Source organism: Brevibacterium sp. MGP-B1 (assembly GCF_057766545.1).
The window spans coordinates 4,125,361-4,150,102 of record NZ_CM173407.1; the positions used below are offsets into that span (position 1 = coordinate 4,125,361).

Below are 24,742 nucleotides of genomic sequence, written 5' to 3' on the forward strand. Positions count from 1 at the left end.
CCAGCCTCCTTGTCGGTTGATGGGTGAAGATCTCGGTCGGCTGACGGGAGATGACCTCGCACGCGATCGCCCGAAGTGAGACGCTGGGGGCATGCCGAACGAACTCGCCGACTCGACCAGCCCCTACCTGCGCGCGCATGCCGACAATCCCGTGGACTGGCGGATGTGGACGAAGGAAACCCTCGCCGAGGCGGCCCGCCGTGACGTCCCCCTCCTCATCTCGATCGGCTACTCCACCTGCCATTGGTGCCATGTCATGGCCCACGAATCCTTCGAGGACGAAGCGGTCGCCGCGATGATGAACGACCGGTTCGTGCCCGTGAAGATCGACCGTGAGGAACTGCCGGACATCGACGCCTACTACATGAACGCCCTGCAGGCGATGACCGGCCAAGGCGGATGGCCGATGACGATCTTCGCCACACCTGCCGGCAGCCCCTTCTACGCCGGCACTTACTTCCCGCCCGCGCCGCGGGGCAATCTGCCCGCGTTCACGCAGGTGCTCTCGGCCGTATCGGCGACGTGGACGGACCGCCGTGACGAGGTCAACCAGATGACGTCCCGGATGGACCGCGGACTGGCCGAGATGGCCGATGCCGTGACCAGTGCGCTCCCCGCCGAGGCGGCCTCGGAGTCACTGACCCCCGACGAGCTCGATTCCGCCGCCGCAGCGCTGCTCGATTCCTACGATCCGGCGTGGGGCGGATTCGGCGGTGCCCCGAAATTCCCGCCGATGATGAACGTCCTCCAGCTCCTCGCGGCGTTCGTGCGCTTGGGCGGAACCGCCTCGGCGGGTGAGGGGGCGGACGACGGTGCTTCGGCGCGCCCGGGAACCGGTGGGACCGCCTCGGCGAACGGGGGAGGGGCCGGGGAGCACCCGCTGGATCGGGTCCGGGCCGAGGGGCGGCTCGGCTGGCTCGGCGCCGACGGACACCTGACCGGTGAACTCGTCCTCGACTGCCTCATCGCCGTGCGTTCGACATTGGCGCGGATCGCTTCCGGTGGCATGCGCGACCAGGTGCGCGGCGGGATCGCTCGCTACAGCGTCGACCGGCAGTGGTTCGTGCCGCACTTCGAGAAGATGCTCTACGACAACTCCCTCTATCTGCGTGCCGTCGTCGCCTGGGCGAAGGTCGAACGCGCCCTGGACCCGGGGTCGAAATGGCTCGCCCTGGCCGAACGCGAGATCGCCGACACCGCGAACTTCCTGATCAGCGACCTGTCGACCGATGACGGATTCATCGCCGCCCTCGATGCGGATTCGCTCAACTCGGCGGGAGTCTCCGAAGAGGGCGCCGCCTACGTGTTCACCCCCGAAGAATTCGCGGAGGCCGGGAAGGCTGGTCTGCTCGGACCCGTCGATTCGCCGGCCGGGGGCGAGCTGTCCGGCCAGGTGGTCGCGGCCGTGCGGATCATCGACTGGCTCGGCATGGAGGATGTGCCTTTCGATGCCGAGCACCCCGCGCCGTGGGACATCGAGGCGACGAGGCATCAGCGCGAGGTGCTCGAGCAGCTGCGCGCTCGCCGTTCCCAGCCGGCCCGCGATACGAAGATCATCACCGAATGGAACTCATTGGCCGTCACCGCCCTCGCCGAGGCGGCCCTGTACTCCGGTGCGGGAGCTGAGGATTCGGGTGGTGCAGATTCGACGGGAAGTGCGGACCCGGCCGGTGGTGCGATCACAGGGAATACCGAGTCCTCGGATCCGGCGCGGTGGGCAGAAACCGCCGTGCGATTCTGGACGGCGATGCACGACCGGTTCGAGCAGGTAGGGGCATCCGAGCCGGTGGACGCAGCCGGACCGGCTGGATTCGACGTGCGGCGCAGCTTCACCGGCGATGTCGCCGGCCCAGGGAGGGGCGGGCTCGCCGATTGGGCGCAACTCATCACCGCTGGAATCACGGTCCGGCAGCTGCCGGGTGGTGCCGCCTCGGTGAGGGTGGACGATCTGGTCGACCTCGGTGCGACCATGCTTGACCTCTTCACCTCCGAACGGGGCGACGGGGTGCTCGAAGCGGTCGATTCGCTCGGTGACGGAATCATCGACGTGAAGTCGGCGGACCCCGTCGACAACACCGTGCCGTCGGGACGATCCGCGGCCGCCGAGGCGGTGCTCCTGCTCGGCGAGCTCGGTGTCGAGGCTGCGACATCTGGTGGTTCGGAGTCATCGGGTGAGGCAGCGTCCCCGGGTAAAGGTGCCGAGCTGGATACGGGGCGGCTGTTGGAGGTTCGGGATCGGCTGCTCGGGATCTATCGGGCGCTGGCCGGACAGGCTCCGCGCGGGTGCGGACACGCGTTGTGGCAGGCCGAGCGGACCCTGTCACCCGTGCGGGTCGCCACCGTCGACGATGCGCTGCGGAACATTGCTGCCAGGCATCCGTCGCTCACTCTGCTCACGGCCTCGACGGGGGTGCCGGGGCCGGATGGTCGGGAGGTCGATGTCCCCGCGGGGACGGCGATCGTGTGCCGCGGAACCTCGTGCTCACTGCCGGTCGGCACGGCCGCCGAGCTTGTCGGGCTGCTGAACAGGTAGGGGCGAAGCTCAGTTCAGCAATTGAGGTTCGGCTCAGCGTTCGAGGCTCAGACCCCGGTAACGGTTGAGTGCGGCGGCGATCTCCTGCCGTCGCGACCGGGTCAGGTGGCCCGGATGGTCGCGGTGCCCCGTGATTCCGTCGAGGCCCTCAGCGTCGAGCATGTCCTCGACCTCGGCCAGCGCCTCGGTCAGGGAGGTGCGTCCGTCGAAGATCTCCGCGAGGTATTCGAGGGCTTCGGCCACGCCCGACGCCTGCTGAGTGTCGACGAGCTGAGCGATGGCGATGAGGTCGATGAAGTCGCGGCCGAACTGGATCCGGTCGGATCCCTTCGCACGAGCAGTCTTCGTCTTCGACGCCGGCCGCAGCGCCTTCGCCGTCGGCACACGCGGTGCAGCGGCGAAAGCAGGGGCGGCGGGGGAGTCCGAAGCGGTGTCCGGGTCGAGGTCAGCTGGAGCCGTTTCGAGGTCGCCGGCGGTGACGCCGACGAGTTCGTGCGCCTGGTCAGTGACTTCCTTGGCCACATAGGCGTCGAGTGCGATGACGTGGTCGGCGACTTCGAAGAACGCACTCGACCCACCGGCGACGAGCACCGTGGACACGCCCTGTTTGGTCAGCAGCGGGCGCACGCGGTCGACGAACGGGGTGATCGGTTCCCGCTCGGCGGGGATGAGCGCGCGCATGCGTTCGTCGCGGATCATGAAGTTCGTCGCCGACGTGTCTTCGTCGATGAGCAGGGTGTTCGCGCCCGCCTCGATCGCTTCGACGAGATTGGCCGCCTGCGAGGTCGACCCGCTGGCGTTCGTCGTGGAGAAGAATCTCGTGTCAGAGCCCGAGGGTAGGTTGTTGATGAACGCCGAGATGTCGTCGCCGGTGACGGCGCGACCGTCCTCGGCTCGAATGGAGGTGGCAGTCGGGTCGCTGATGACCCATTCGCGCCCGTCGCCGGCGATATGCGGGTAGACGCCGCGTTCGAGCGCGCGCAGAATCGTCGACTTCCCGTGATAGCCGCCGCCGACGATGACGGTGACCCCGCGAGGGATGCCCATGCCGGTGACGGTGCGGCCGCTGGAGAGTTCGACAGTGTGCTCGAGTTCGGGAGGGGAGGTGAAGGCAACCGCATCGGAGGACTTCATCGGCAGGTCCGAATCCCCGGACGTCCGCGGGAGAATCGCACCATTTCCGACGAGACCGATGAGTCCTGCTTCGCCGAGGTGGCTGCGCAGTTCCAGCTGATCCCGGTGCAGTTGGACGTGGTCGGCGAGCCCCTCGGCCGATGGGCCGTGAGTGTTCCCTCCTCTGCCTGCTGGGGCGTCCGACCAACGGGCGAAGAGGAAGAGCCGTTCGGCGAATTCCGGCAGATCACGGGTGAGGATGTCCGCTGCCTGATGGCCGAGGATGCGACGGCCGCGCGCAGGCAGATTGACGAGCAGTCGTGCCTCGAACCCGGCGTCATCGATGAGGACGTTCGTCCGCTCGAGGACCTCCTGCCCGGAGTGGCCGAGGATGAGTGCGCGCTGATCGAGCTTTGCGAGCACCTCGTTGCCGGCCCGGAGCAGATAGTCGGCGGCGGCGATGCGATCAGCCCGATCAGTGGTGAGGTCGAGCGGGAACTTCGCATCGGCACGGTCGACGCGCACCCGGACCTTCGAGGGAGAAGCGAACGGATCGGCCTGGACCCGGTCGATGAACACGGTGATCGGTCCGAAGCTGTAGCGGCCGCGGATCTGCTTGAGATTGCCGTAGCTGCGACCGTCGAGGTTATGCAGAGTGGAGGCGAGATTCGACTGACGTGAACTCATTTCACTCATGCTAGTGGCCGGAGATGAATGCCTACTCAGCGGATGCGGACTCGACGCCGTAGAACCGGGCCGCGTTCGACCAGAACACCGTGTCCTCCTCGGCGGGGGTGAGCACCTGACGAAGGAGTGCGAAATCGGCATCGGCGAAGGGGCGACGTGCCCGCGTCGACGGCAGGTCCGTCCCCACCATCAGCGCGGTCGGGTCGGTGTCGACGATGCGACGGACCGCCTCGGCGGGATCGAGCTCCACACGGCCGAAGCCGGTGGCCTTGACCTTGACTCCTGCCTCGACGAGGCGCAGCAGGGTGGACAGTCCGTCCTCGTGCATGCCCAGATGATCGATGCTCACCGCCGGCAGTGAGGCGATGCGTGCGGCGAGATCCTCATCGATGGTGCGGGCGTCGATATAGAGCTCGGCGTGCCATCCGACGAGGTCATGGACTCGTCGGGCAAAGCCGTCGAGGGCATCGAGGGTGGCCGAACCGCCGCGGGCGATATTGAATCGCAGAGCCTTGATGCCGGCCTCGTCGAGGCGTCGGATCTGATCATCGGTGGTCTCAGCCGGCAGCTGGGTGACGCCGACATAGTTGTCGCCGAGCTGGCGCAGGGCCTCGATGAGGTACCCCTGGTCGAAGCCCTGGAACGAACCGGACACGACTGCTCCTCCGGCAACCTCGACTCCCACATAGGGGAGGCTCTGCAGTCGCGCGCGATAGTCGGCGACCGTGAACGGATCGGGCAGATAGCCGTTGTTCTCGATCAGCGGATGGTTCGGATCGATGATGTGCAGGTGCGCGTCGAAGGCACGCTGGAGTTCGCTCATACCGTCAACCTACATCGTCGCCGAACGGCTCGTTCAAGGCGTGGCGCGTCTGTCGATCTGTGTACAGCCCGATGGGCGCGCTCCGCCTTGAACGACGCTGAAGAGGAGAGCGGAGGAGCGGCTCGCTGATTCTCATTCTTCGGCACTGCGGATAACGATCCCATCAAGGGTCTCGAACGCGCGGTCGGCAGACCTGGTCATGTCAGTGCCTCGGTATATTGTGAGGGAGTTCACATTAAAGTGGACGGGCGGCGCTGATCGACGGTGATCGCGGCTGCTCTCTCCGAACATTTGGAAGGATGAGGATGTCCGGACGCACTGTCGAGGCCGCTTCGACTGACCCGGCGCGGCAGACCGACGTCGACGAGCTCATCGCTCAGTACGACGAAGAGCTGCCGCAGCGGACTCTGACGCGCAGACTCGACCTCGGCGTCGGCATCGTCTGCTTCGTCGTCTCGCTCTTCGTGCTCAACCAGGTGTTCTTCCCTCTGCGACAGGGCAACCAGTTCTACCTCATGTGGTTCCTCGCGTTCGTGCTGCCGCTGGTGTTCGTCTGCTACCGGCCCGGATTCGGTCGCAAAGCCGAAGCGGCAGACAAAGCCGCGGAGGCGGCTGGGGAGGTTTCGACGGACGGCGCAGGGGTCGTGGGCACGGCCGGCGCCGAGGCGGGAGCCGCCTCGTCGAAAGTGTCCACATCGCCGAAGAGGAAGCGGGCGAAGAACGACAACCCGTCGATCATCGACTGGGTGCTCGTCGTCATCACCTTCCTCACCTGCGCCTATCCCGTGCTGCCGTTCTTCTCCGGCGGATTCAACGAATTCCTCAACCGGCAGGGATCCCTGACGAGCCTCGACGTCATCATGGGCGGAGTCCTGCTTCTGCTCATCCTCGAAGCGACCCGCCGAACCACCGGACTCATCCTGCCGATCTTCTGCATCGTCTTCTTCCTCTACAGCTACTACGGCTCCTATATCCCCGTGAACTGGCCGGGCTCGCATGCCGGGCAGAACTTCGACCAGATCGTCAACGCCCTCTACAACGACGCCTCCGGTTTCTACGGAATCCCACTCGACGTGGCAGCGACCTACATCGTGCTGTTCACCATCTACGGAGCCGTGCTCGACAAGACCGGCGCCGCCAGCTTCTTCATCGACCTCAGCTTCTCCCTGTTCAAGAAATCCAAGGCAGCACCCGGACGCACCGTGGCACTGTCCGGATTCCTCCTCGGCACGGTCTCCGGCTCTGGCACGGCCACGGCCGTCTCGCTCGGTGCTGTCACCTGGCCGGTCCTCAAAAGAGCCGGCTATCCGAAGGAAAACGCCGGCGGCATGCTTGCCGCCTCCGGCATCGGCGCCATCTTATCCCCGCCGACGCTCGGTGCCGCAGCCTTCATCATCGCCGAGCTTCTCAACGTCTCCTACGGACTCGTCCTTCTGTGGGCAGTCGTGCCCACCCTCCTGTACTACCTCGGCATCTTCCTCGCCATCGAAATCGACTCCCGGAAGATCGAAGTCGACTACACGCCGCCGCCGGGGCTGCGGTCATGGCCGATCTTCAAAAAGGGCTTCTACCACTTCATCTCCCTGGGCATCATCGTCGTCTTCCTCGCTCTCGGCATGGCACCGTTCAAGGCCGTCGTCTACGCGACGCTCGTCGGCATCGGATTCGGCATCATCGAGATCATCCTCGCCCGCCGCGGCGAACCCGCCACGATCCTCCGCGCCGTCTGGGACGTGTTCTACGGGGCCCTGTCGACGGGCATCCGCTCGGTTCTACCGGTGACGAGCGTGTGTGCCGCCGCCGGCATCATCGTCTCAACGATCACGAAGACCGGGCTCGGCCAGGTCATCTCCGACATCCTCATCAAGGGAGCCCAGGCATTCTCGAACGATCCGACGGTCATCCTGATCCTCACCTGCATCTTCGCCGCAGTTGCCGTGACGGTGCTCGGACTGGCAGTGCCGGTGACCGCCTCGTTCATCATCAGCTGGGTCATCGTCGGACCAGCCCTCATCACCCTCGGAGTCCCCGAGGCGGCTGCGGCGATGTTCATCTTCTACTACGCAGTCCTCTCCGAGGTCTCCCCGCCGACCGCACTGGCGGCGGTCGCCTCCTCGGCGATCACCGGCGGCCGCGTCATCGCCACCATGTGGCAGGCCTGCAAGTACGCGATCCCCGCATTCCTCGTGCCTTTGGCCTTCACCTTCACTCCCGAAGGTGCCGCATTGGTCGCTCAGGGAGGGTTCCTCGGCGCGGTCTGGACCTTCCTCGTCTCGGCCTGCGCAGTCGCTGCCTTGGCCGCGGGTGCAGGCGGATGGATCATCCGCCGCGCCGGCTGGCCCGAGCGGATCCTGTGCTTCCTCGCCGCCGGCGCGCTCCTCTACCTGCAGCCGCTGTCGATGATTGTCGGCTTCGCTGCCCTCATCCTCGCCGTCGTCATCCACCTCATCCTCCGACGCAAGCCGGCGACCGCCTCGGCGACGGGAACTGCGGCAGGAGCGGCCGCCTCGGTGACGGGAACCGTGACAGGAGCGGCCGCCTCGGCGAAGGACGAGGCACCGGCGAATGCGGTCGACCCGAGTACAGCCGGAGCGGACGGATCCGGTGACGGATCTTCCACCGAACCACCCTCGTCCGGAACACCGGCCGGGACCAACTGAGAAAGGGACGAAGTCCATGAAGCGAACAAGGACGTTCACGATCGCCGCTGCGGCCCTGGCCGCAGTGCTGACGATGAGTTCATGCGGTGGCAAGCGCGAAGCCGAGCCCGCCGCAGAAGGCGGAGACGGCTGCACCGCCGCCTCGGGGCAGATCACCATCGCCACCGGCAACTCGACCGGCGTGTACTACGTGCTCGGCGGCGGTCTGGCGCAGGTGATCTCCGACAACTCCGACCTCAAGGCCACAGCGTCGGAGACCGGCGCCTCCGTGCAGAATCTCCAACAGCTGTCCAGCGGAGACTTCGACATCGCGTTCTCCCTGGCCGATAACGCTGCCGACGCAGTGTCGGGGGATGCGGACTTCAAGGAGGCCGAGGACATCTCCGCGCTCTCGCGCATCTACGACAACTTCACTCACGTCGTCGTGCGCAAGGATGCCGAAATCGACTCGGTCGAGGACTTCAAGGGCAAGACGATCTCGACCGGTTCGCCGAAGTCCGGCACCGAGGTCATCGCCAACCGTCTCATCGAATCGGCCGGACTCAAGGACGGGGACGTGACCAAACAGCGCCTCGACCTGTCGAAGACCGTCGACGGGATGAAGGACGGAACCATCGACGGCATGGTGTGGTCCGGCGGACTGCCCACGGCAGGAGTCACCGACCTCTTCACCTCGAACGGCAAGGACGTCGAGATCCTCGACATCTCCGACCTCGAGGGGAAGATGAAGGAGATCAACCCCGTCTACGAGGTGGCAGAGATCCCCGGTGACACGTACAAGGGCGTCGACACGGTGAAGACGATCGTCACCCCGAACGTGCTCGTGGTCCGCAATGACATGGACGAAGGCACGGCCTGTGCTCTGACGAAGCTCCTCTTCGACAAAAAGGACGACCTGGTCAAGGTGCATGCCGCGGCGAAGGAGATCAACCTCGACACCGCCGAACCGCCGGAGCCGATCAAGCTGCACCCGGGCTCGCAGAAAGCACTGGACGAGCTGAATAAGTGAGGGCTAGGTGCCCAACCGCTCGTTCAAGGCGTGGCGCGTCTATCGATCTGTGTACAGTCCGGTAGGCGCGCTTCGCCTTGATCGACGCTGACGAGGAGCGGAGCTCCACGCTTCGCATGGCGGGCAGCGCGGCCCGCGGCCAGGATTCTCCGGGGCCCTCGATCCTCAGATGCTCTGAGAACAGACAGGCGGGATTCGGCCCGGAGCCGGACTCAGCCTTCCCGCGGGCCGACCGTCGGATCGGGCAGGTAGACCTCTCCGCCTGATGCGAGGAACTCGCGGCTCTTCCGCTGCATTCCGGCCAGGGCCTCCTGCGCCTCGGCGCTGCCGTAGGTGTCGCGGATGTCCTGGGAGATGCGCATCGAGCAGAACTTCGGGCCGCACATCGAACAGAAGTGCGCGGTCTTCGCCGGTTCCGCCGGCAGCGTCTCATCGTGGAACGCCTCGGCGGTCTCCGGATCGAGGCCGAGGGCGAACTGGTCCCGCCACCGGAATTCGAATCGAGCCTTCGACAGCGCATCATCGCGGGCCGTCGCACTCGGGTGGCCCTTCGCGATATCGGCGGCATGCGCGGCGATCTTGTACGTGATCACCCCGGTCTTGACGTCGTCTCGGTCGGGCAGCCCGAGATGCTCCTTCGGGGTGACGTAGCAGAGCATCGCCGTGCCGTAGCGGGCGATCTCCGTCGCCCCGATCGCCGAGGTGATGTGGTCGTATCCGGGCGCGATATCCGTAACCAGCGGACCCAAGGTGTAGAACGGCGCACCGTGACAGAGCTCCTGCTGACGTTCGACGTTCTCCCGCACGAGGTGGAGCGGAATGTGCCCGGGCCCTTCGACCATCACCTGGACGTCGTGGGCCCACGCGCGTTCTGTGAGTTCGGCGAGAGTGTCGAGCTCGGCGAACTGGGCGGCATCGTTGGCATCGGCGATAGAACCCGGCCGCAGTCCGTCGCCGAGCGAGAAGGCGACATCGTAGCGAGCGAAGATCTCACAGAGTTCATCGAAGTGGGTGTAGAGGAAGTTCTCCTCGTGGTGGGCAAGGCACCAGCCGGCCATGATGGACCCACCGCGTGAAACCATCCCGGTGACCCGGTCGGCCGTGAGAGGAACGTAGCGCAGCAGCACACCGGCGTGCACGGTCATGTAGTCGACACCCTGCTCGCACTGCTCGATGACAGTGTCGCGATAGATCTCCCAGGTCAGCGCGTTCGCATCGCCGTCGACCTTCTCCAGCGCCTGATAGATCGGGACGGTGCCGATGGGGATCGGCGAATTGCGGATGATCCACTCCCGGGTGGTGTGGATGTCATTGCCGGTCGACAGATCCATGAGGGTGTCGGCACCCCACTTCGCGGCCCACCGCAGCTTCTGCACCTCCTCGGCGATGGAGCTGGTGACCGCGGAATTGCCGATGTTGGCATTGATCTTGACGAGGAACGCCTTGCCGATGATCATCGGCTCGGATTCGGGGTGATTGATGTTGTTCGGAATGATCGCGCGACCGGCGGCGAGCTCGGCGCGCACGAGTTCGACATCGCACTGCTCGCGAAGCGCCACGAACCGCATCTCCGGGGTGATGATGCCCTGCTTTGCGTAGTGCATCTGGGTCACTGTGCGGCCGGACTTGGCCCGACGGGGGACCGGTTTGCGTCCCTTCCACTGCTGTGACGGGGCACCTCGGCGGACGGCGGCACGACCGTCATCGGCGATGCGGTGGCCGCGGGCGTCATACGTCTCAGTGTCGAGGCGGTTCTCGATCCACGGGAATCGCAGAGCGGGCAGTCCCTCTTCCGGAATGCTGCCCGGTCCGACGGTGCGGTAGACGTCGACGGGATCGTTGGCCCGGCCGTTCGAGTCCTCGAGCTCGATGCGGGTCACGGGAACGCGGATCCCGTGTTCCTCGTCATCGACCCACGCCGTCGAATGCGTCGGATACTGCTCGAGGGTGAACTGGTCGTGCGAATCTGCGTCAGACGAAGTCGTGGCAGAGGCAGGTGTTTCAGGGGTGAATGCAGTCAACTGCAGTCCTCACTTCCTACGCCGGTATCAACCGGATCAGGTTCTACGGTCTCGGACGATCCAGTCCGATCTCAGCCCTTGCAGCGGGCTCCCGTGGGGTCGTGCCATTCGTATCACGACTGACGCAGTGAGGACAACCGTGGCTCCTTGAGCGACGGGAATGGGGTCAGCTGCCCTGGAGGAACGCCTTCGCGGCGGCGCCGAGGGCGACGACGTCGGAGACCGCGACCATTTCGCGGGCCGAGTGCATCGAGTACAGGGCCGGACCCACATCGACGGTCGTCATGCCCAGCCTGGTCGCGGTCAGCGGTCCGATCGTCGACCCGCAGGGCATCGCATTGTTCGACACGAAATCCTGGTACTCGACTCCGGCGACCGCGCACGCCTGTGACCACACGGCGGTGCCCACCGCATCCGTGGCGTAGCGCTGCTGAGCGTTGAGCTTGAGCAGGGGACCGCCGCCGAGGCGGGGGCGGACATGCGGATCGTGCCGTTCCGGATAGTTCGGATGGGCAGCATGCCCGGCATCGGAGGAGACACACACCGAGGTGGCCATCGACGCGAGATAATCGCTGCGCGTCGACTGCGGCAGCAAGGAGGCAACGATGCGCTCGGTGACGTCGGCGAGGAACGGACCGCACGCGCCCGAGCGCGAATTCGACCCGATCTCCTCATGATCGAACGCCGCGAACAGTGGGATGCCGTCGAGCCCGTCGGCATCGAGCTGGGTGAGCGCGGTGACGCCGGCGTGGACGGAAAGAAGGTTGTCCAGCCTCGGCGAGGCGAAGAACTCCTCGGCGGCACCGAAGAGGGCCGGCTCCTGAACGGGAATGGTGTAGACATCGTGGCCGACGACGGACTCGGCATCGACCCCGGCCGACTCTGCGAGCAGTTCGATGATGTCCGCCTCGGCGAGGTCGGCCAGGCCGACGACGGGAGTGGTGTGACGCTGCTTGTCCAGGGCAAGACCCTCATTGACCTGCCGGTCGAGGTGGATCGCGAGCTGCGGGATGCGGGCGATCGGCCCGGTTCGGGCGAGCACGATGCTGCCGTCGGCGAGGCTGAGTCGACCCGCGAAGGCGAGCTCACGATCGAGCCACGAGTTCAGCAGCGGCCCGCCGTAGATCTCCACCCCGACCTGACGGGTGCCTTCGGCGGTGAACTCGCCGCCGGGTTTGAGTTTGAACGCCGGGGAATCGGTGTGGGAACCGAACACACGGAACCGGGGAGCCACCTCGGTGACGGTGGGATTCATCCACGCGATGAGCGCGCCGTCGCGGATGACGTAATGCCCGGTTCCGGGCGTCAGCGCCCAGGGAACGGACTCGTCGAGGCGGGAGAAGCCGGCCTCTTCCAGGCGTTTCGCTGCCGTGTCCACCGCGTGGTACGAGCTGGGAGATGCGCAGACGAAGTCGCCGAGGTCGGCCGCTGTCGTCGCGGCCACCTCCGGTCTCGGGAGTGATTCATTCATTTGCCCAGCCTATCGTTTGCGGTAGTTTGGAGGTGAAGAAGATCAGGTCTCAGACGCCGGGTTGCCACCGGGTCCGAGAATCAGGCGGGGGCAGCGACCCTGCGACCGCACCAGCGACGGCAAGGAGTGTTCGACGTGAACCAGTTCGTGACGGAGTGGAACACCTGGCGCGACTCACGGAACTCAGCCCTTGCGAAACCGTTCGGCTGGCTCAGCGTCGTCGGACTCCACTGGCTCGACGCCGAATCGACCTGGACCGACGCCCCCGGCACGTTCACCGTCGACGACGGCTGGGTGACCGTATCCCTGAAGACCGGAATCAAGGCCGGCCCCGCAGCCGAGACATTCGACCTGCTCAGCAAGGTCGACAACGGTGAGTCAGCTGGTGCCGTTGCTGCTTCTGGCGTGAACGGCGGAGGACCGACCCGTGCGACCAGCCCGGCCGTGCCCAGCGACACCTCGACTCTGCCGAGGGTGATGGACCAGTCCGGTGCGGGCGCGGCTGCGGCAGACTCCGCGGGTAGCGACCCTTCTGCCGGAACGGATGCCGGATCCGATGCGGGGTCCGACGGACACGCAGCCGTGCCCGCCAAGCCACAGGTCCGCGTGGAAGAGAACGGGTTCAGCGCGAAGCTTCCGAACGGCGGCTCGCTCAACTGGTTCACCGTCGGCAACGTCCTCTACGAACTCATCGATCGGGGCGGCCGCCTCGGCGTGCGTGTGCGCAATTCGAAGTCCCCGCTGCTCGGGAAGTTCTTCGAGGTTCCGGTCTTCGACCCGGACCCGGACTTCGTCTTCCTCGCCCGGTTCACCAGGTTCGACCCGTTCAAGACCTACACCATCGAAACCGCCCAAGAGGACCTGCAGCTGCAGACACAGGCGGCGGGAACCGTCACCTTCGAGACCTCGCACGGTGAGGTGAGCCTGCTCGCCACCGGGTGCCCGAAGACCGGACTCCAACTGGACTTCCACGATTCGACGAACGGGAGCACCACCGCCGCGTGGCGGACCATCGACCTCGGAGTGCCGAATCAGGACGGGTCGCTCGTCATCGATTTCAACCGTGCGGTGAACTACCCGTTCGCGTTCACCTCATTCGCCACCTGCCCGGCCCCGATCGAGGGAAACGTCGTTCCCTTCGACGTCACCGCAGGTGAGCGGCGTCCCCCGTTCTTCTACTCGGAGGCCGGGATCAACGTGCCGTTCCTCTTCTACGTGTGGTGGGACGAAGAGAGCGCCGAGGTGACCCGCCCCTGGTATTCGCGTTTCGGCCTCGACATCACCATCCTCAACCCCAACCACGACGACGGGCGGATCTCGCTCGTCGGCTTCGACGGGGTTGCGATGTCCGGCGGGGATCTCTCGCCCCTGGGACGCAGGGCCCGGTCGCGGCTCATCGATGTCGCCACCGAAGCGCTGACTTCACGGATTCCGGTCATCGGCATCGGCGCGTACTCGGCGTTCGTCATCCAGGCCCAGCGGGAGCTGCGTTCGCAGCAGGGCTACGTCGACGGCATCGAAACCGAATACGAGGCGCCGGCGGACCGTCTGCTCATCGTGATGAATAACGAACTCGACCCGAAGCAGGCCGGTTTCGACATCGTCCACACCGACGCCAGCGGGCTGATCTACGTGGAGATGCCCTTCGACATTCCGCTCGAGTCCGACCGCACCGAGGTCGAGGACTTCCAGGCGGCGATGGAATCGGGCGCCTCGATCACGAGCTGGCAGGAATTCGACTACCGCATGGTCGCCCTCATCCGGCACCACCGCTGAACCCCGCTCCCCGCCTCAGCCCCAGCGCCCGTTTCCTCCCCGAACTACCTGACGGCGGCCCAGCAACCTCGCGCGAGGTTGCTGGGCCGCCGTCAGGTAGCAATTACCAGATGGTGACTCGCTGGTCGGGGGCTAAGTACATGCCGTCGCCCTCTGCCACGCCGTAGGTGTCGTGGAAGGCGGTCATGTTCTTCACGACCTGGTTGCAGCGGAACTCCTCCGGCGAATGCGGGTCGATCGAGAGCCTGCGCACACGCTCCTCGGTGCGCATCTTCGACCTCCATGCCTTCGCCCATGCCTCGAAGAACGCCTTCGCCTGCTCGGCCGACGGCGCCACCGGCACGCCCGGAGTGCCCGCCCGTTCGCCGAGCTCGAGCTCGAGAGCCTTCCACCCGATCGACAGACCACCGAGGTCACCGATGTTCTCACCGACCGTCAGCGCCCCGTTGACGTGCTGATTCGGTTCGAGACCTGCCGGGACCAGCTCTTCGTACTGGGCGATGAGCGCATTCGTGCGCTCCTCGAACAGGGTCCGATCCGATTCGGTCCACCAGTCGACGAGGTTGCCGTCACCGTCATAACGCGATCCCTGATCGTCGAAGCCGTGACCGATCTCGTGGCCGATGACCGCGCCGATCGCTCCGAAGTTCGCGGCCACCTCACCGGAGGCGTCGAAGAACGGCGGCTGGAGGATCGCTGCCGGGAAGACGATCTCGTTCATCACCGGGTGGTAGTAGGCGTTGACCGTCTGCGGGGTCATCAGCCATTCCGTGCGGTCGATGGGCCCGCCGATCCGCTTCACCTGCCGCACATGCTCGGCCTGCGAGCAGCGACGCACGTTGCCCACCAGGTCGGAGGAGTCGATCGCGGCCGGGTACTCCCGCCACACCTCCGGATAGCCGACCTTCGGGGTGAACTTCGAGAGCTTGACCAGGGCGCGTTCCTTCGTCTCCTCGCTCATCCAGTCGAGTTCGCGGATCGACTTGTCGTAGGCCTTGATGAGCATGCCCACGAGGTGGTCGATCGCGTCCTTGGACGACGGCGGGAACTCCGCTGAGACGTAGAGTTTGCCCACGGCCTCACCGAGGTAGCCCTCGACGAGACTGACCCCGCGCTTCCAGCGCTCCCGCAGGGCAGGAGTGCCCGAGAGAGTCCGGGAGTTGAAGTCGAAGTTCTCCTCGACGAACTCATCCGACAGCAGCGAGGCGGTGTCGGAGACGACGACGAAGCGCAGCCACGTCTTGATGGTCTCGATGTCGGTCTCCGCCCACACCTTCGCCATGCCCGTGACGAACGAGGGCTGGGAGACCACGAGGTACTTCAGATCAGACGCATCGGCGGTGAGGATCCCCAGGTAGGAGTCGAAGTCGAACTCGGGGCCGAGGTCGCGCAGCTCGGAGATCGAATACTTGTTGTACGTCTTCTCCGCATCACGGCAGGCCACGCGGTCCCAGTGGTGGCGGGCGAGCTCGGTCTCGAACGTCATCACCTTGGCGGCCACCTCGGCGTCGGAGATCCCGGACTTCTCACCGAGGCCGGCCAGGGCCGCGATCTTCTGCACATGCGCGAGGAACTTCGCGCGCACCTCGGCGTGGTCGTCGTTGAAGTAGTAGTCCTCGTCGGGCAGGGAGATGCCGGCCTGGACGAGATAGAGGGCGTAGACGTCGGAGTCCTTCGCATCGGCGGTGACGTACCCACCGAGCAGACCGCCGATACCCTCGGTCTCCAACCGGGCGAGAAGGGCGGCGAGTTCTGACTTGTCCTCGGCGGCGTCGATGGCTGCGAACGTCGAGGTCAGCGGGGCGACACCGAGTTCGTTGATGCGATCGACGTCCATGAACGAGGTGAACAGATCGGCGACCTTCTGCCCCTCGGAGCCGGGCTCCTGCGGGGTGTCGGACACGGAGGTGATGATGTCGCGGACCTTGGTCTCGGCGGTGTCGAAGAGCTCACGCATGGCTCCGTCGCCGGCCCGGTCATCGGGGATCGTGAACGAGTCGATCCACTCGCCGTTGATGTGCTGGTACAGGTCATCCTGAGGCCTGATCGAGGTCAGTGAGGTTTCAGAAGTCATGGCCCCACAGTATCGTGATCAGAGCCCCGCACGCCCTGCCCGAGGAGGAGAGTATGAGTCTGGCATCCGTCGTTTTCGTGTGCACCGGCAACATCTGCCGATCCGTCACCGCCGAACGTGTGCTCTTACATCACCTGGCCGATACCGGCGCCGAGGCGGTCGTCGACTCCGCCGGGATCAGCGACGAGGAGGCCGGCAACCCCATCGACCCACGTCAGGCGCGTGTGCTCGCCGCGGCCGGCTACCGCACCGACGATCACGTCGCCCGACAGATCACCCCCGAATGGTTGGCCGACCGCGACCTGGCGGTGGCGATGACCGCCCGCCACTATCGTTCCCTGGAGCGGATGATCTCAGGTCTTCCCGCCGAGGCGGCTCCGGAGCTGCGGATGCTCCGCGAGTTCGATCCGCGGGTGGCCGGGGTCGAGGGCGACGGTGTTCCGGCGCCGGATGTCGAGGATCCCTGGTACGGCGAATTCAAGGATTTCGAAGAAACTCTTGAGACAATTGAAGTGTCCGTGCCGGGAATCACGGATCATCTGCGCGCGCTGGCCGCGAAAACTCAGTGATACTAGTAGGCACAAGCTTGCTGACACGACCGACATCGCAGGTACGCCTTGAAGGAGAAACTCTCATGACTCGTCTCATGACACGACAGAACTGGTCCGCTCTCAGGCTGGGCTTCGCCGCCCTGCTGGTGGCCGCGATGAGCGTGTTCGCATTCGCCCCCGCCGCCAGTGCCCATGATCAGCTGGTGTCGTCGAATCCCGAGGACGGTGCCGAACTCGATCAGCAGCCCAAATGGCTCGAGATGAACTTCTCCGGCGACATCCAGGAAGTCGGCTCCGAGGTCAAGGTCGTCGTCGACGGCAAGGATGTCTCCGCAGGTGAGCTGACCGTTGAGGGCAAGAAACTCAGCGTCGCTCTGCCCGATGATCTCAAACCCGGCGACTACAAGGTCACCTGGCGCGTGGTGTCGCAGGACGGCCACCCGATCTCCGGCGACTACTCGTTCGCGATCAAGGATGCCGAAGGCGCCGGCGGTGACGTCAAGGAGTCATCCGGAGAGTCGACGAAGGCCGGACTCGGCGGCGGAGTCGTCGATGAACCAGGCAAGGACACAGAGGATCGCGGCGAGATCGGCGAGTCCACCGGCAGCGACTCCGGAATGTCGACGCCGATGATCGTGCTGCTCTCCGTCGGCGGCCTGGCCATCATCGTCATCGTCGTCCTGCTCATGCGTCGCAAGTCCCAGGGCTTGCCCGGCACCAAGGACAACTGAGCGAGGACTCCCTCGCAGCACGTCTGACACGAGGCCCCGAATGCGAAGAGCGTTCGGGGCCTCGGTGTATCCGGTCCGTGGTGGAATCGGCGGCGATCTCGTTCAAGCGTCAGCGCGGTTATGGCGAGGTACACCGGCTGATAAGTGTGCTTCGCCTTGAAGGAGAGGCTAGGGAGGCGGTCGGGCCAGCACCTCAGAGTGTGAAACGCAGGAGACGGTCGTCGTCCGGGCCGGGTTCTCCGCGACCGTCGGTGTTGTTCGTCAGCACGAGCAGCGACCCGTCGGGCGCTTCGACCACATCGCGCAGTCGCCCGTGCTCGCCGGTCCACAGCTCTGACGACGACTTCAAGTCGTCGAGCGGAACTTGGTGTAGGCGCTCACCGCGCAGCCCGGCGATGAGGATGCTGTCATCGGTGACGGCCAGTCCGCTGGGGCTCGCTTGGTCGGGGGACCACTGCTGCACCGGGTCGATGAAATCACCGTCCCCGTCACCGGAGCCGCCGTCACTCGCACCGTTGCCCTCGGGGGTGCCTTCGACCTCGGGCCATCCGTAATTCCCGCCGGCTTCGATGACGTTGAGTTCGTCCCACGTGTCCTGCCCGAATTCCGAGGCGTACATCGTGCCCTCATCGTCCCACCCGATGCCCTGCGGATTCCGGTGCCCCATGCTGAAGACGAGCGAATCGCCGAAAGGATTGTCATCGGGAACGTCGCCGTCGGGCGTCATGCGCAGAATCTTTCCCGACAGCGCATCCTCGTCCTGCGCACTGTCGCGATCACCCGTATCGCCGAGAGTGGCATAGAGCATTCCGTCGGGCCCGAACGCGAGCCGCCCGCCGTTGTGGAAGTTCGCGGTCGGCAGCCCGTCGAGGATCGTCTCCTCCTCACCCAGGGACAGATCCCCGGCCTCACCGAGGAGGTCGAACCGTACGACCCGGTTCTCCGTCCCAGCGGCGAAGAAGGCATAGAGACGGCCATTGTCGACCGCGAGACCGTGGAGGCCCGCCTCACCCGAAGCCGAGGCGTCATCGATCCGGCCGACCTCACGAACGTCGCCACCTGCGGAGACTTCGAGGATGCGACCCGAGTCGCGTTCGCTGACCAGCATGGTCTGCCCGTGGAAGGCGATCGACCACGGGGATTCGAGTCCGGTGGCAACGACCTCGGGGGAGCCCGCGCCCGGTGCTGACGATGTGGACCCGGTGTCAGATGCTCCGGAACCACCGCTCGCCGAGGCGGCTCCCGTCGCTGACTCGTCCCGACCGTCGGTCTCGCCGGAGTCCGAATCGGAGGAACAAGCGCTGAGGACGACGGCCAGTAACATGGCGGCACCGGTGAGGAGCCGTCCGGTGCGGGAGCTTGCTGGGGTGCTCATGATCTCGCCTTCATCGGTGAGTCCGGTGGCACAAGACTATCCGTCGGCCGCTCAAGAACTGAACCGCTTGCCGCTGACTGGGACCGTCTGCACAGGAATAGAACCGTCTGCACGGACTGTTGCCTCAGATGACTGAAATTCTGCGACTGAGTCCCGCAACCGCACTGCACGCCTACCGAAGGAGCCTTCCGCCTTGTCCGTTCCGTTGAACATCCTCGATCTCGTCTCCATTCGGGAAGGAGCCACCGCGCGCGAGGGCATCGCCGAATCGATGACGAACGCGAAGCTCTCCGACGAACTGGGATACAAACGCCTGTGGTTCGCCGAGCACCACAACACGATGGGCCTGGCCGCCAGCGCCACGGCTCTCCTCATCTCTCAGGCCGCCTCGGTGACGGAGAAGATCCGGGTCGGATCCGGCGGTGTCATGCTGCCCAACCACGCCCCGCTCATGGTGGCCGAACAGTACGGAACGCTCGCAAACATCCACGGTGATCGCATCGACTTGGGCCTCGGGCGCGCACCAGGCACGGACGGGATGACCGCGCAGGCGCTCGCCCGATCCTCGGCCGAACCACAGGACTTCGCACAGAACATCTATGACATGCAGGGCTGGTTCTCCGAGACAGGGCAGGCGCACACGATGCCGATCAAGTCCGCGGTCTCGGCGGGGATGAACGTGCCCATCTGGGTGCTCGGGTCGACGATGAACGGCGCCTCGATCGCCGGTCAGCTGGGCCTCCCGTTCTCCCTGGCCTCGCACTTCGCACCCGACCAGATCGACATCGCGATCAAGACCTACCGCGATTCGTTCACCGCCGATGCGCCGACCGCCCAGATCGACGAACCCTACGTCATGGCCGGGATCAACGTCATGGTCGCCGATACCGACGCCGAGGCGGCCCGCCAGTTCACCTCAGTCCAGCAGATGTTCAACGACATGCGCACCGGCCGCCGCCGCAATCTGCAGCCCCCGGTCGACCCGGCCGAGATCTATGCGCAGGGCGGAACCAGCCCGATGCTGTCCATCAGCGCCGTCGGCTCACCGGATACTGCGACCGCGCAGATGGCCGAGTTCGTCGAACGCACCGGCGCCGACGAACTCATCACCGTCACCTACGCCTACGATCCAGAGGTGCAGCGCCAGTCGCTGAAACTGCTCGCCGACGCCTGGTTCTGAGGCGACGACTGAGCGGACCCCAGGCTGGGGCGCGAGCCGCCGTTCGGCCATTGGCTGTGGACATCGACGGTGTCGGCGAACCCGTCGAACCCGTCGAACCGCGGTAGATTGGTATCGTGATGATTGCCGTGCGTGAGGCGACTGCCGCCGATGTCCCCGCCGCCGCAGGAGTGCTCTCCAGAGCCTTTGATGAATACTCCTGGACGCGGTGGTCGGTGCCGGCCGACCGCTATCGCGCGCGGCTGGAGGAGCTGCAGGCGATTTATCTCGCCCACGCGGTCGAGTGCGGGCTGGTGATCGTCGAGGAGAAGTACCGGGGCGTGGCGGCCTTCGTGCCCCCGGAAGCTCCCGGTCTTACCTCCGAGCGACAGAACCGCGTGAGCGAGCTGCTCGGTGATCGCCTCGAGGTGCTGATGGCCACACACCTGCCGTCGCGGCCCCACGCCGCGTGGGATCTCGCCACCATCGGTGTGGAACCCGACAGCTGGGGGTCGGGCATCGCGTCGGCGATCCTCGCCGAAGGTCTGCGCCGGATGGACACGATCGGCTCCCTGGTGTCGCTGGAGACGTCGGATCCGCGCAATGTCGCTCTCTACGTCCGATTCGGTTTCAGTACCATCGCCGAGACGCAGGTGCCGAACGGTCCGAAGGTCTCGACCATGGTCCGCACGCTTTCGACTGAAGCATAGAGGCACTCCGTCCTCACCGAGGCTCGACCTCACCCCACCAGGCGCACATGCGCCGCCAGTCCGGGTTCGGTGTCGGCGAGCGTGCGGGCGGTGGACAGGACCGTCGACTCCATCGCCGAGGCGGCCCTGGTCGCCCGCACGTCCGCGCGCGTCGCGAGGCTGACCGTCCGCGTCAGCTGCGGATCGGCCAGGGGCGCCGAGGTCAGCAGGGGCCGGTCGACGAGGACCATCGCCGGGACGATCGCGACTCCGAGGCCGCGCTCGACGAACCGCAGCGCCGCATCCATCTCCACGCCCTCGACGACGACTCGGGGGCTCAGCCCGGCCGTCTCGAACGCAGCGGTGGTCGCCTCTCTGAGGTCGTAGCCGTGATGGAACAGGACCTGGGGACGGTCGGCCACCTCGGCGAGGGTGATCCGATCGGACGTCGCACGGCCTGAGGTGAGCAGATCGGAGCCGGCGGCAGCGATGACGACGAGATCCTCGGCGAGGATCCCGCGCAGGCTGAGCCTCGGCATCTGCGGGGCGAGGTCGAAGGTGCGGGTGATGAGCGCAAGGTCGAGTTCGCCGCCGGCCAGTGACTCGATGAGCTCACGGGAGCCTTTCTCGACGAGCTCGAGTTCGACGCCGGGATGGGCCGTGTGGAACCGGCTGATCGCCTCGGCTACGAGGCTCACGCACAAGGTCGGAGTCGCACCGAGCCGGACGCGACCGCGCCGCAGACCGGCGAGCTCATCCATGTCACGGCGGACCGCCTCGGCGTCGGCGAGCATGCGTTTCGCCGTTGGCAGCAGGGTCTGGCCGGCGTCCGTGAGCGTGATGTGTCCGTGCGCGCGGTGGAAGAGCTCGGCCCCGAGCTCCTTCTCCAGCGTCGAGATCTGCCTTGACAGCGAGGGCTGGGCCAAGTGGAGCGTCGCCGCGGCTTTCGTGAAATGGCCGGTGGCGGCCACCTCGGCGAAGCTTCTCAGCTGTTCGAGGTTCATCGTGGGTCTCCGTGCAGGTCAGACATGGCAATAGTCTATCGCTATCAACTTGACTCAAACAATGCATTGGACGTATTGACTGTGCGGTTTCATAGTGGAATCCATGAACACCACACAGGGCGGACCCCGCCGAAAAGAACACTCCATCTCCACCTCGGTGCTGGTCATCGGAACCGGCGGATCGGGCCTACGGGCCGCGATCGAGGTCGCCGAAGCCGGCGCCGATGTCCTCGCGGTCGGCAAACGGCCGAAGGAGGACGCGCACACCTCGCTGGCCGCCGGCGGCATCAACGCGGCCCTGGCGACGATGGACCCGGACGACACGTGGCAGCAGCACGCGGCCGACACGATCAAGGAATCCTATGACCTCGCCAACCCCCGGACCGTCGAAATCGTCACCCAGGGAGCAGCCGAAGGCATCGCTGACCTGGAGCGATATGGAATGGACTTCGCGAAGGAGGACGACGGTCGGATCTCTCAGCGCTTCTTCGGCGCCCACACCTGGCGTCGCACCGCTTTCGCCGGCGACTACACGGGGCTGGAAATCCAGCGCACCCTCATTCGTCGCGCCGAAGCCTTAGACATCCCGATCCTCGACCGCGTCTACATCACGAAGCTGCTCGTCGCCGACGGTCGCATCTTCGGCGCCTTCGGCTTCGACGTCATCGACGGCACCGGCTACCGGATCTACGCCGACGCCGTCATCCTCGCCGCCGGCGGACACAACCGGATCTGGAGGCGGACCTCTTCGCGTCGGGATGAGAATACCGGTGACTCCTTCCGTCTGGCCGTCGAGGCCGGTGCCCGGCTGCGCGATGCCGAGCTCGTCCAGTTCCACCCCTCGGGCATCATCGAACCTGAGAACGCCGCCGGCACGCTGGTCTCCGAGGCGGCCCGCGGTGAAGGTGGGATCCTGCGCAACGGACTGGGGGAGCGGTTCATGGAACGCTACGATCCGCAGCGTATGGAACTCTCCACCCGTGACCGGGTGGCGCTCGCCGCCTACACGGAGATCGCCGAGGGGCGCGGCACCGAGAACGGCGGCGTGTGGCTCGACGTGTCCCATCTGCCGCGCGAGACCATCATGAACCGGCTGCCCCGAGTGTTCCAGACGCTCATGGAGACCCAGATGCTCGACATCACGGCCTCGCCGATCGAGATCGCGCCGACCGCGCACTACTCGATGGGCGGAGTGTGGGTCGACCCGGTCGATCACAGCACCGACGTCGAAGGTCTGTGGGCCATCGGTGAGGCCTCGTCCGGTCTGCACGGGGCGAACCGGTTGGGCGGGAACTCGCTCATCGAGCTGCTCGTCTTCGGCCGGATCGTCGGGCGGTCCGCCGTTGCGTACTCCGATTCGTTGGAGGCGCAGGTGCGGTCGCATGCCGCGGTCGACGAGGCCCGGGCAGAGATCTCCGATCTGCTGGCCTCCGAAGGCACGGAGAACGTGCGTGCGCTGCAGCGGGAGGTCCGCAACCTCATGACCGAGCACGCCGGAGTCGTTCGCGACGAGGCCGGACTGCTCGCCGGGCTGGAGAAGCTCGCCGGCATCGAAGCGCGGATGGCCGACGTCGGCATCCACCCGGACATCGCCGGATTCGCCGATCTCTCCCACGCCTTCGACCTGCGGTCCTCGGTGCTCGCGGCCCGCGCGACGCTCGAATGTGCGCTGGAGCGGCGAGAGACCCGCGGCTGCCACAACCGCAGCGACTACCCGGACCAGGACCCGAACCTGCAGGTCAACTTGGTCTGGTCGCCGTCGGCCGGAGTCATCCGCGAGTCGATCCCAGAAGTGTCTGCGGATGTCGCGGCCCTCATGCACACTGGCGAAATCAGCCAAGAAGGCAAACTAGTCGAATAATTGCTACCTGACGGCGGCCCAGCAACCTCGCGCGAGGTTGCTGGGCCGCCGTCAGGTAGTACTGGGAGGGGTGGGGTCCAGCGATCGGCTTATCCTCCTGCGCCCGTTGGGCCGAGTCGTTGGCGGCGTCTCTCCGTGTGTCGTATGCTGACAGGTCAGTCGATGCACCGACGACACCGACATGCAAGTGAGCCACACGAGCGAAAGGTGAAGACATGACTGACAGCGACAACTCTCAGGACCGGAGCCCAATGCCCGATCAGGCGGAGGCCAACGCCTTCTTCCCGAGCTCGTACTCGCTCTCCCAGTACACGTCGAGCAGGACCGACTTCGACGGCCCCGTCACCGAGGAGACATACACGGACGGGAAGTGGAAGATCCTCACGATCGCCACCGACGAGCGGTACATGCTCATGAAGAATGGCACGTTCTTCTCCACCGGCAACCATCCCGTCGAGACGCTGCTGCCACTCCACCACATGGCCGAGGCTGGCTACGAGATCGACGTGGCCACCGTCAGCGGCGGACCCGGAAAATTCGAATGGTGGGCCTACCCCGGGCAGGACGAGGCCATCGCGTCGGCATGGTCGAGCGCCGAGGCGAAATTCAAGGCTCCGCTGAGGCTCTCCGACGTCATCGCGAATGGCCTCGACGACTACGCCGCGATTTTCATCCCGGGCGGTCACGGTGCCATGAACGTCATCCCCTTCGACCGGGACGTGCAGGCTGCCCTGGACTTCTTCCTGGACAACGACAGGCTCATCATCACCCTCTGTCATGGTCCGGCGGCGTTGTTGGCCGCGGGCCTCGGTCGCTCCACGAATCCCTTTGCCGGCTACCGTGTCACCGCGTTTCCGGACGCGCTCGACTTCGGGGCGAACCTCGACATCGGCTATCTGCCTGGCGAGATGCCATGGGCTCTCGGCGAGACGTTGAAGAAGGATGGCATCGAGATCATCAACGATGAGATGACCGGTGCCACCACACGCGACCGCAACCTCCTGACCGGAGACAGTCCGCTCGCGGCGAATCAGCTCGGAAAAGAGTCTGTGCTCGCGCTCTTGGAGAGTTTCGGCGGCTGAGACCTTCGCCGTTCAGCGTTCTGCCAGACGACCGCGACGTCACTGGATACGTACTGCTCTGGGCGCATTCAGCGATGTCACGGTGCTTCAGAGACGCGGCCGACGGCGGCCCAGCTACCTCGC

General features: G+C 65.8%; 17 protein-coding genes and 1 riboswitch. Of the genes, 10 read left to right on the forward strand and 7 right to left on the reverse strand.

From position 1 onward, the window contains the following. The first annotated feature begins 91 nt into the window (after positions 1–91). Positions 92–2,533 carry a thioredoxin domain-containing protein gene (locus AC3CD9_RS18705; RefSeq protein ID WP_488365506.1) on the forward strand — a complete coding sequence of 814 codons (2,442 nt, stop codon included), beginning with the start codon at positions 92–94 and terminating at the stop codon, positions 2,531–2,533. A gap of 33 nt (positions 2,534–2,566) precedes the next feature. Here the strand turns inward: AC3CD9_RS18705 and AC3CD9_RS18710 are convergent, their stop codons facing one another. Then, the gene (locus AC3CD9_RS18710; protein ID WP_488365507.1) at positions 2,567–4,333 is read right to left on the reverse strand and encodes an ABC-ATPase domain-containing protein; all 1,767 of its coding nucleotides are present in this window, start codon (positions 4,331–4,333) and stop codon (positions 2,567–2,569) included. Between the two features lie 31 nt (positions 4,334–4,364). Continuing rightward, a complete protein-coding gene (locus tag AC3CD9_RS18715; protein ID WP_488365508.1) occupies positions 4,365–5,156 on the reverse strand; it encodes an amidohydrolase family protein in 792 nt (263 codons plus the stop codon). A 305-nt stretch (positions 5,157–5,461) separates the two neighbouring features. Here AC3CD9_RS18715 and AC3CD9_RS18720 point away from each other — a divergent pair, with 305 nt between their 5' ends. Further along, a complete protein-coding gene (locus tag AC3CD9_RS18720) occupies positions 5,462–7,816 on the forward strand; it encodes a TRAP transporter permease (RefSeq protein ID WP_488365509.1) in 2,355 nt (784 codons plus the stop codon). Between the two features lie 16 nt (positions 7,817–7,832). Further along, positions 7,833–8,825: a TAXI family TRAP transporter solute-binding subunit gene (locus AC3CD9_RS18725; protein ID WP_488365511.1), complete on the forward strand. Its 993-nt coding sequence runs from the start codon at positions 7,833–7,835 to the stop codon at positions 8,823–8,825. Positions 8,826–9,037: 212 nt separating this feature from the next. On the opposite strand, the gene thiC is transcribed toward AC3CD9_RS18725, so the two are convergent. Beyond that, positions 9,038–10,846 (reverse strand): phosphomethylpyrimidine synthase ThiC, encoded by a 1,809-nt coding sequence (thiC, locus tag AC3CD9_RS18730; protein ID WP_488365513.1) that lies wholly within the window; start codon positions 10,844–10,846, stop codon positions 9,038–9,040. Further along, a riboswitch (TPP riboswitch) is annotated at positions 10,842–10,950 on the reverse strand. Its footprint overlaps the gene before it by 5 nt. Positions 10,951–11,012: 62 nt before the next feature. Continuing rightward, positions 11,013–12,317 carry a M18 family aminopeptidase gene (locus AC3CD9_RS18735; protein ID WP_488365514.1) on the reverse strand — a complete coding sequence of 435 codons (1,305 nt, stop codon included), beginning with the start codon at positions 12,315–12,317 and terminating at the stop codon, positions 11,013–11,015. Positions 12,318–12,452: 135 nt separating this feature from the next. On the opposite strand from AC3CD9_RS18735, the gene AC3CD9_RS18740 reads away from it, so the two are divergent. Beyond that, the gene (locus AC3CD9_RS18740; RefSeq protein WP_488365516.1) at positions 12,453–14,093 is read left to right on the forward strand and encodes a DUF1684 domain-containing protein; all 1,641 of its coding nucleotides are present in this window, start codon (positions 12,453–12,455) and stop codon (positions 14,091–14,093) included. A 103-nt stretch (positions 14,094–14,196) separates the two neighbouring features. Here AC3CD9_RS18740 and AC3CD9_RS18745 read toward each other — a convergent pair whose 3' ends face one another. Next, positions 14,197–16,167, reverse strand: a complete 1,971-nt coding sequence (locus tag AC3CD9_RS18745; protein ID WP_488365518.1) for a M13 family metallopeptidase — start codon at positions 16,165–16,167, stop codon at positions 14,197–14,199. A 53-nt stretch (positions 16,168–16,220) separates the two neighbouring features. Here AC3CD9_RS18745 and AC3CD9_RS18750 point away from each other — a divergent pair, with 53 nt between their 5' ends. After that, positions 16,221–16,736 (forward strand): low molecular weight protein-tyrosine-phosphatase, encoded by a 516-nt coding sequence (locus AC3CD9_RS18750; protein ID WP_488365519.1) that lies wholly within the window; start codon positions 16,221–16,223, stop codon positions 16,734–16,736. Between the two features lie 65 nt (positions 16,737–16,801). Then, positions 16,802–17,449, forward strand: a complete 648-nt coding sequence (locus tag AC3CD9_RS18755; RefSeq protein WP_244195315.1) for a copper resistance CopC family protein — start codon at positions 16,802–16,804, stop codon at positions 17,447–17,449. A gap of 193 nt (positions 17,450–17,642) precedes the next feature. On the opposite strand, the gene AC3CD9_RS18760 is transcribed toward AC3CD9_RS18755, so the two are convergent. Beyond that, a complete protein-coding gene (locus tag AC3CD9_RS18760; protein WP_488365520.1) occupies positions 17,643–18,824 on the reverse strand; it encodes a PQQ-dependent sugar dehydrogenase in 1,182 nt (393 codons plus the stop codon). 193 nt (positions 18,825–19,017) lie between these two features. Here AC3CD9_RS18760 and AC3CD9_RS18765 point away from each other — a divergent pair, with 193 nt between their 5' ends. Both AC3CD9_RS18765 and AC3CD9_RS18770 read left to right on the forward strand, forming a co-directional pair. Then, positions 19,018–20,004 carry an LLM class flavin-dependent oxidoreductase gene (locus AC3CD9_RS18765; RefSeq protein ID WP_488365521.1) on the forward strand — a complete coding sequence of 329 codons (987 nt, stop codon included), beginning with the start codon at positions 19,018–19,020 and terminating at the stop codon, positions 20,002–20,004. A gap of 119 nt (positions 20,005–20,123) precedes the next feature. Then, positions 20,124–20,693, forward strand: coding sequence for a GNAT family N-acetyltransferase (locus AC3CD9_RS18770; protein ID WP_488367583.1), 570 nt, complete (start codon positions 20,124–20,126; stop codon positions 20,691–20,693). A gap of 29 nt (positions 20,694–20,722) precedes the next feature. Here AC3CD9_RS18770 and AC3CD9_RS18775 read toward each other — a convergent pair whose 3' ends face one another. Then, positions 20,723–21,676 (reverse strand): LysR family transcriptional regulator, encoded by a 954-nt coding sequence (locus AC3CD9_RS18775; protein ID WP_488365522.1) that lies wholly within the window; start codon positions 21,674–21,676, stop codon positions 20,723–20,725. Between the two features lie 103 nt (positions 21,677–21,779). Here AC3CD9_RS18775 and AC3CD9_RS18780 point away from each other — a divergent pair, with 103 nt between their 5' ends. Both AC3CD9_RS18780 and hchA read left to right on the forward strand, forming a co-directional pair. Next, positions 21,780–23,537 (forward strand): FAD-binding protein, encoded by a 1,758-nt coding sequence (locus tag AC3CD9_RS18780; RefSeq protein ID WP_488365524.1) that lies wholly within the window; start codon positions 21,780–21,782, stop codon positions 23,535–23,537. A 215-nt stretch (positions 23,538–23,752) separates the two neighbouring features. Next, the gene (gene hchA / locus AC3CD9_RS18785; protein ID WP_446656218.1) at positions 23,753–24,619 is read left to right on the forward strand and encodes a glyoxalase III HchA; all 867 of its coding nucleotides are present in this window, start codon (positions 23,753–23,755) and stop codon (positions 24,617–24,619) included. The last annotated feature ends 123 nt before the right edge of the window (positions 24,620–24,742 follow it).

Coding starts and splice junctions, on each gene's coding strand:
- AC3CD9_RS18725 (WP_488365511.1), top strand. CDS start 7,833: ATGAAGCGAACAAGGACGTTCACGATCGCCGCTGCGGCCCTGGCCGCA.
- AC3CD9_RS18745 (WP_488365518.1), bottom strand. CDS start 16,167: ATGACTTCTGAAACCTCACTGACCTCGATCAGGCCTCAGGATGACCTG.
- hchA (WP_446656218.1), top strand. CDS start 23,753: ATGACTGACAGCGACAACTCTCAGGACCGGAGCCCAATGCCCGATCAG.
- AC3CD9_RS18710 (WP_488365507.1), bottom strand. CDS start 4,333: ATGAGTTCACGTCAGTCGAATCTCGCCTCCACTCTGCATAACCTCGAC.
- AC3CD9_RS18775 (WP_488365522.1), bottom strand. CDS start 21,676: ATGAACCTCGAACAGCTGAGAAGCTTCGCCGAGGTGGCCGCCACCGGC.
- AC3CD9_RS18705 (WP_488365506.1), top strand. CDS start 92: ATGCCGAACGAACTCGCCGACTCGACCAGCCCCTACCTGCGCGCGCAT.
- AC3CD9_RS18720 (WP_488365509.1), top strand. CDS start 5,462: ATGTCCGGACGCACTGTCGAGGCCGCTTCGACTGACCCGGCGCGGCAG.
- AC3CD9_RS18755 (WP_244195315.1), top strand. CDS start 16,802: ATGACTCGTCTCATGACACGACAGAACTGGTCCGCTCTCAGGCTGGGC.
- AC3CD9_RS18760 (WP_488365520.1), bottom strand. CDS start 18,824: ATGAGCACCCCAGCAAGCTCCCGCACCGGACGGCTCCTCACCGGTGCC.
- AC3CD9_RS18715 (WP_488365508.1), bottom strand. CDS start 5,156: ATGAGCGAACTCCAGCGTGCCTTCGACGCGCACCTGCACATCATCGAT.
- AC3CD9_RS18770 (WP_488367583.1), top strand. CDS start 20,124: ATGATTGCCGTGCGTGAGGCGACTGCCGCCGATGTCCCCGCCGCCGCA.
- AC3CD9_RS18750 (WP_488365519.1), top strand. CDS start 16,221: ATGAGTCTGGCATCCGTCGTTTTCGTGTGCACCGGCAACATCTGCCGA.
- AC3CD9_RS18780 (WP_488365524.1), top strand. CDS start 21,780: ATGAACACCACACAGGGCGGACCCCGCCGAAAAGAACACTCCATCTCC.
- AC3CD9_RS18735 (WP_488365514.1), bottom strand. CDS start 12,317: ATGAATGAATCACTCCCGAGACCGGAGGTGGCCGCGACGACAGCGGCC.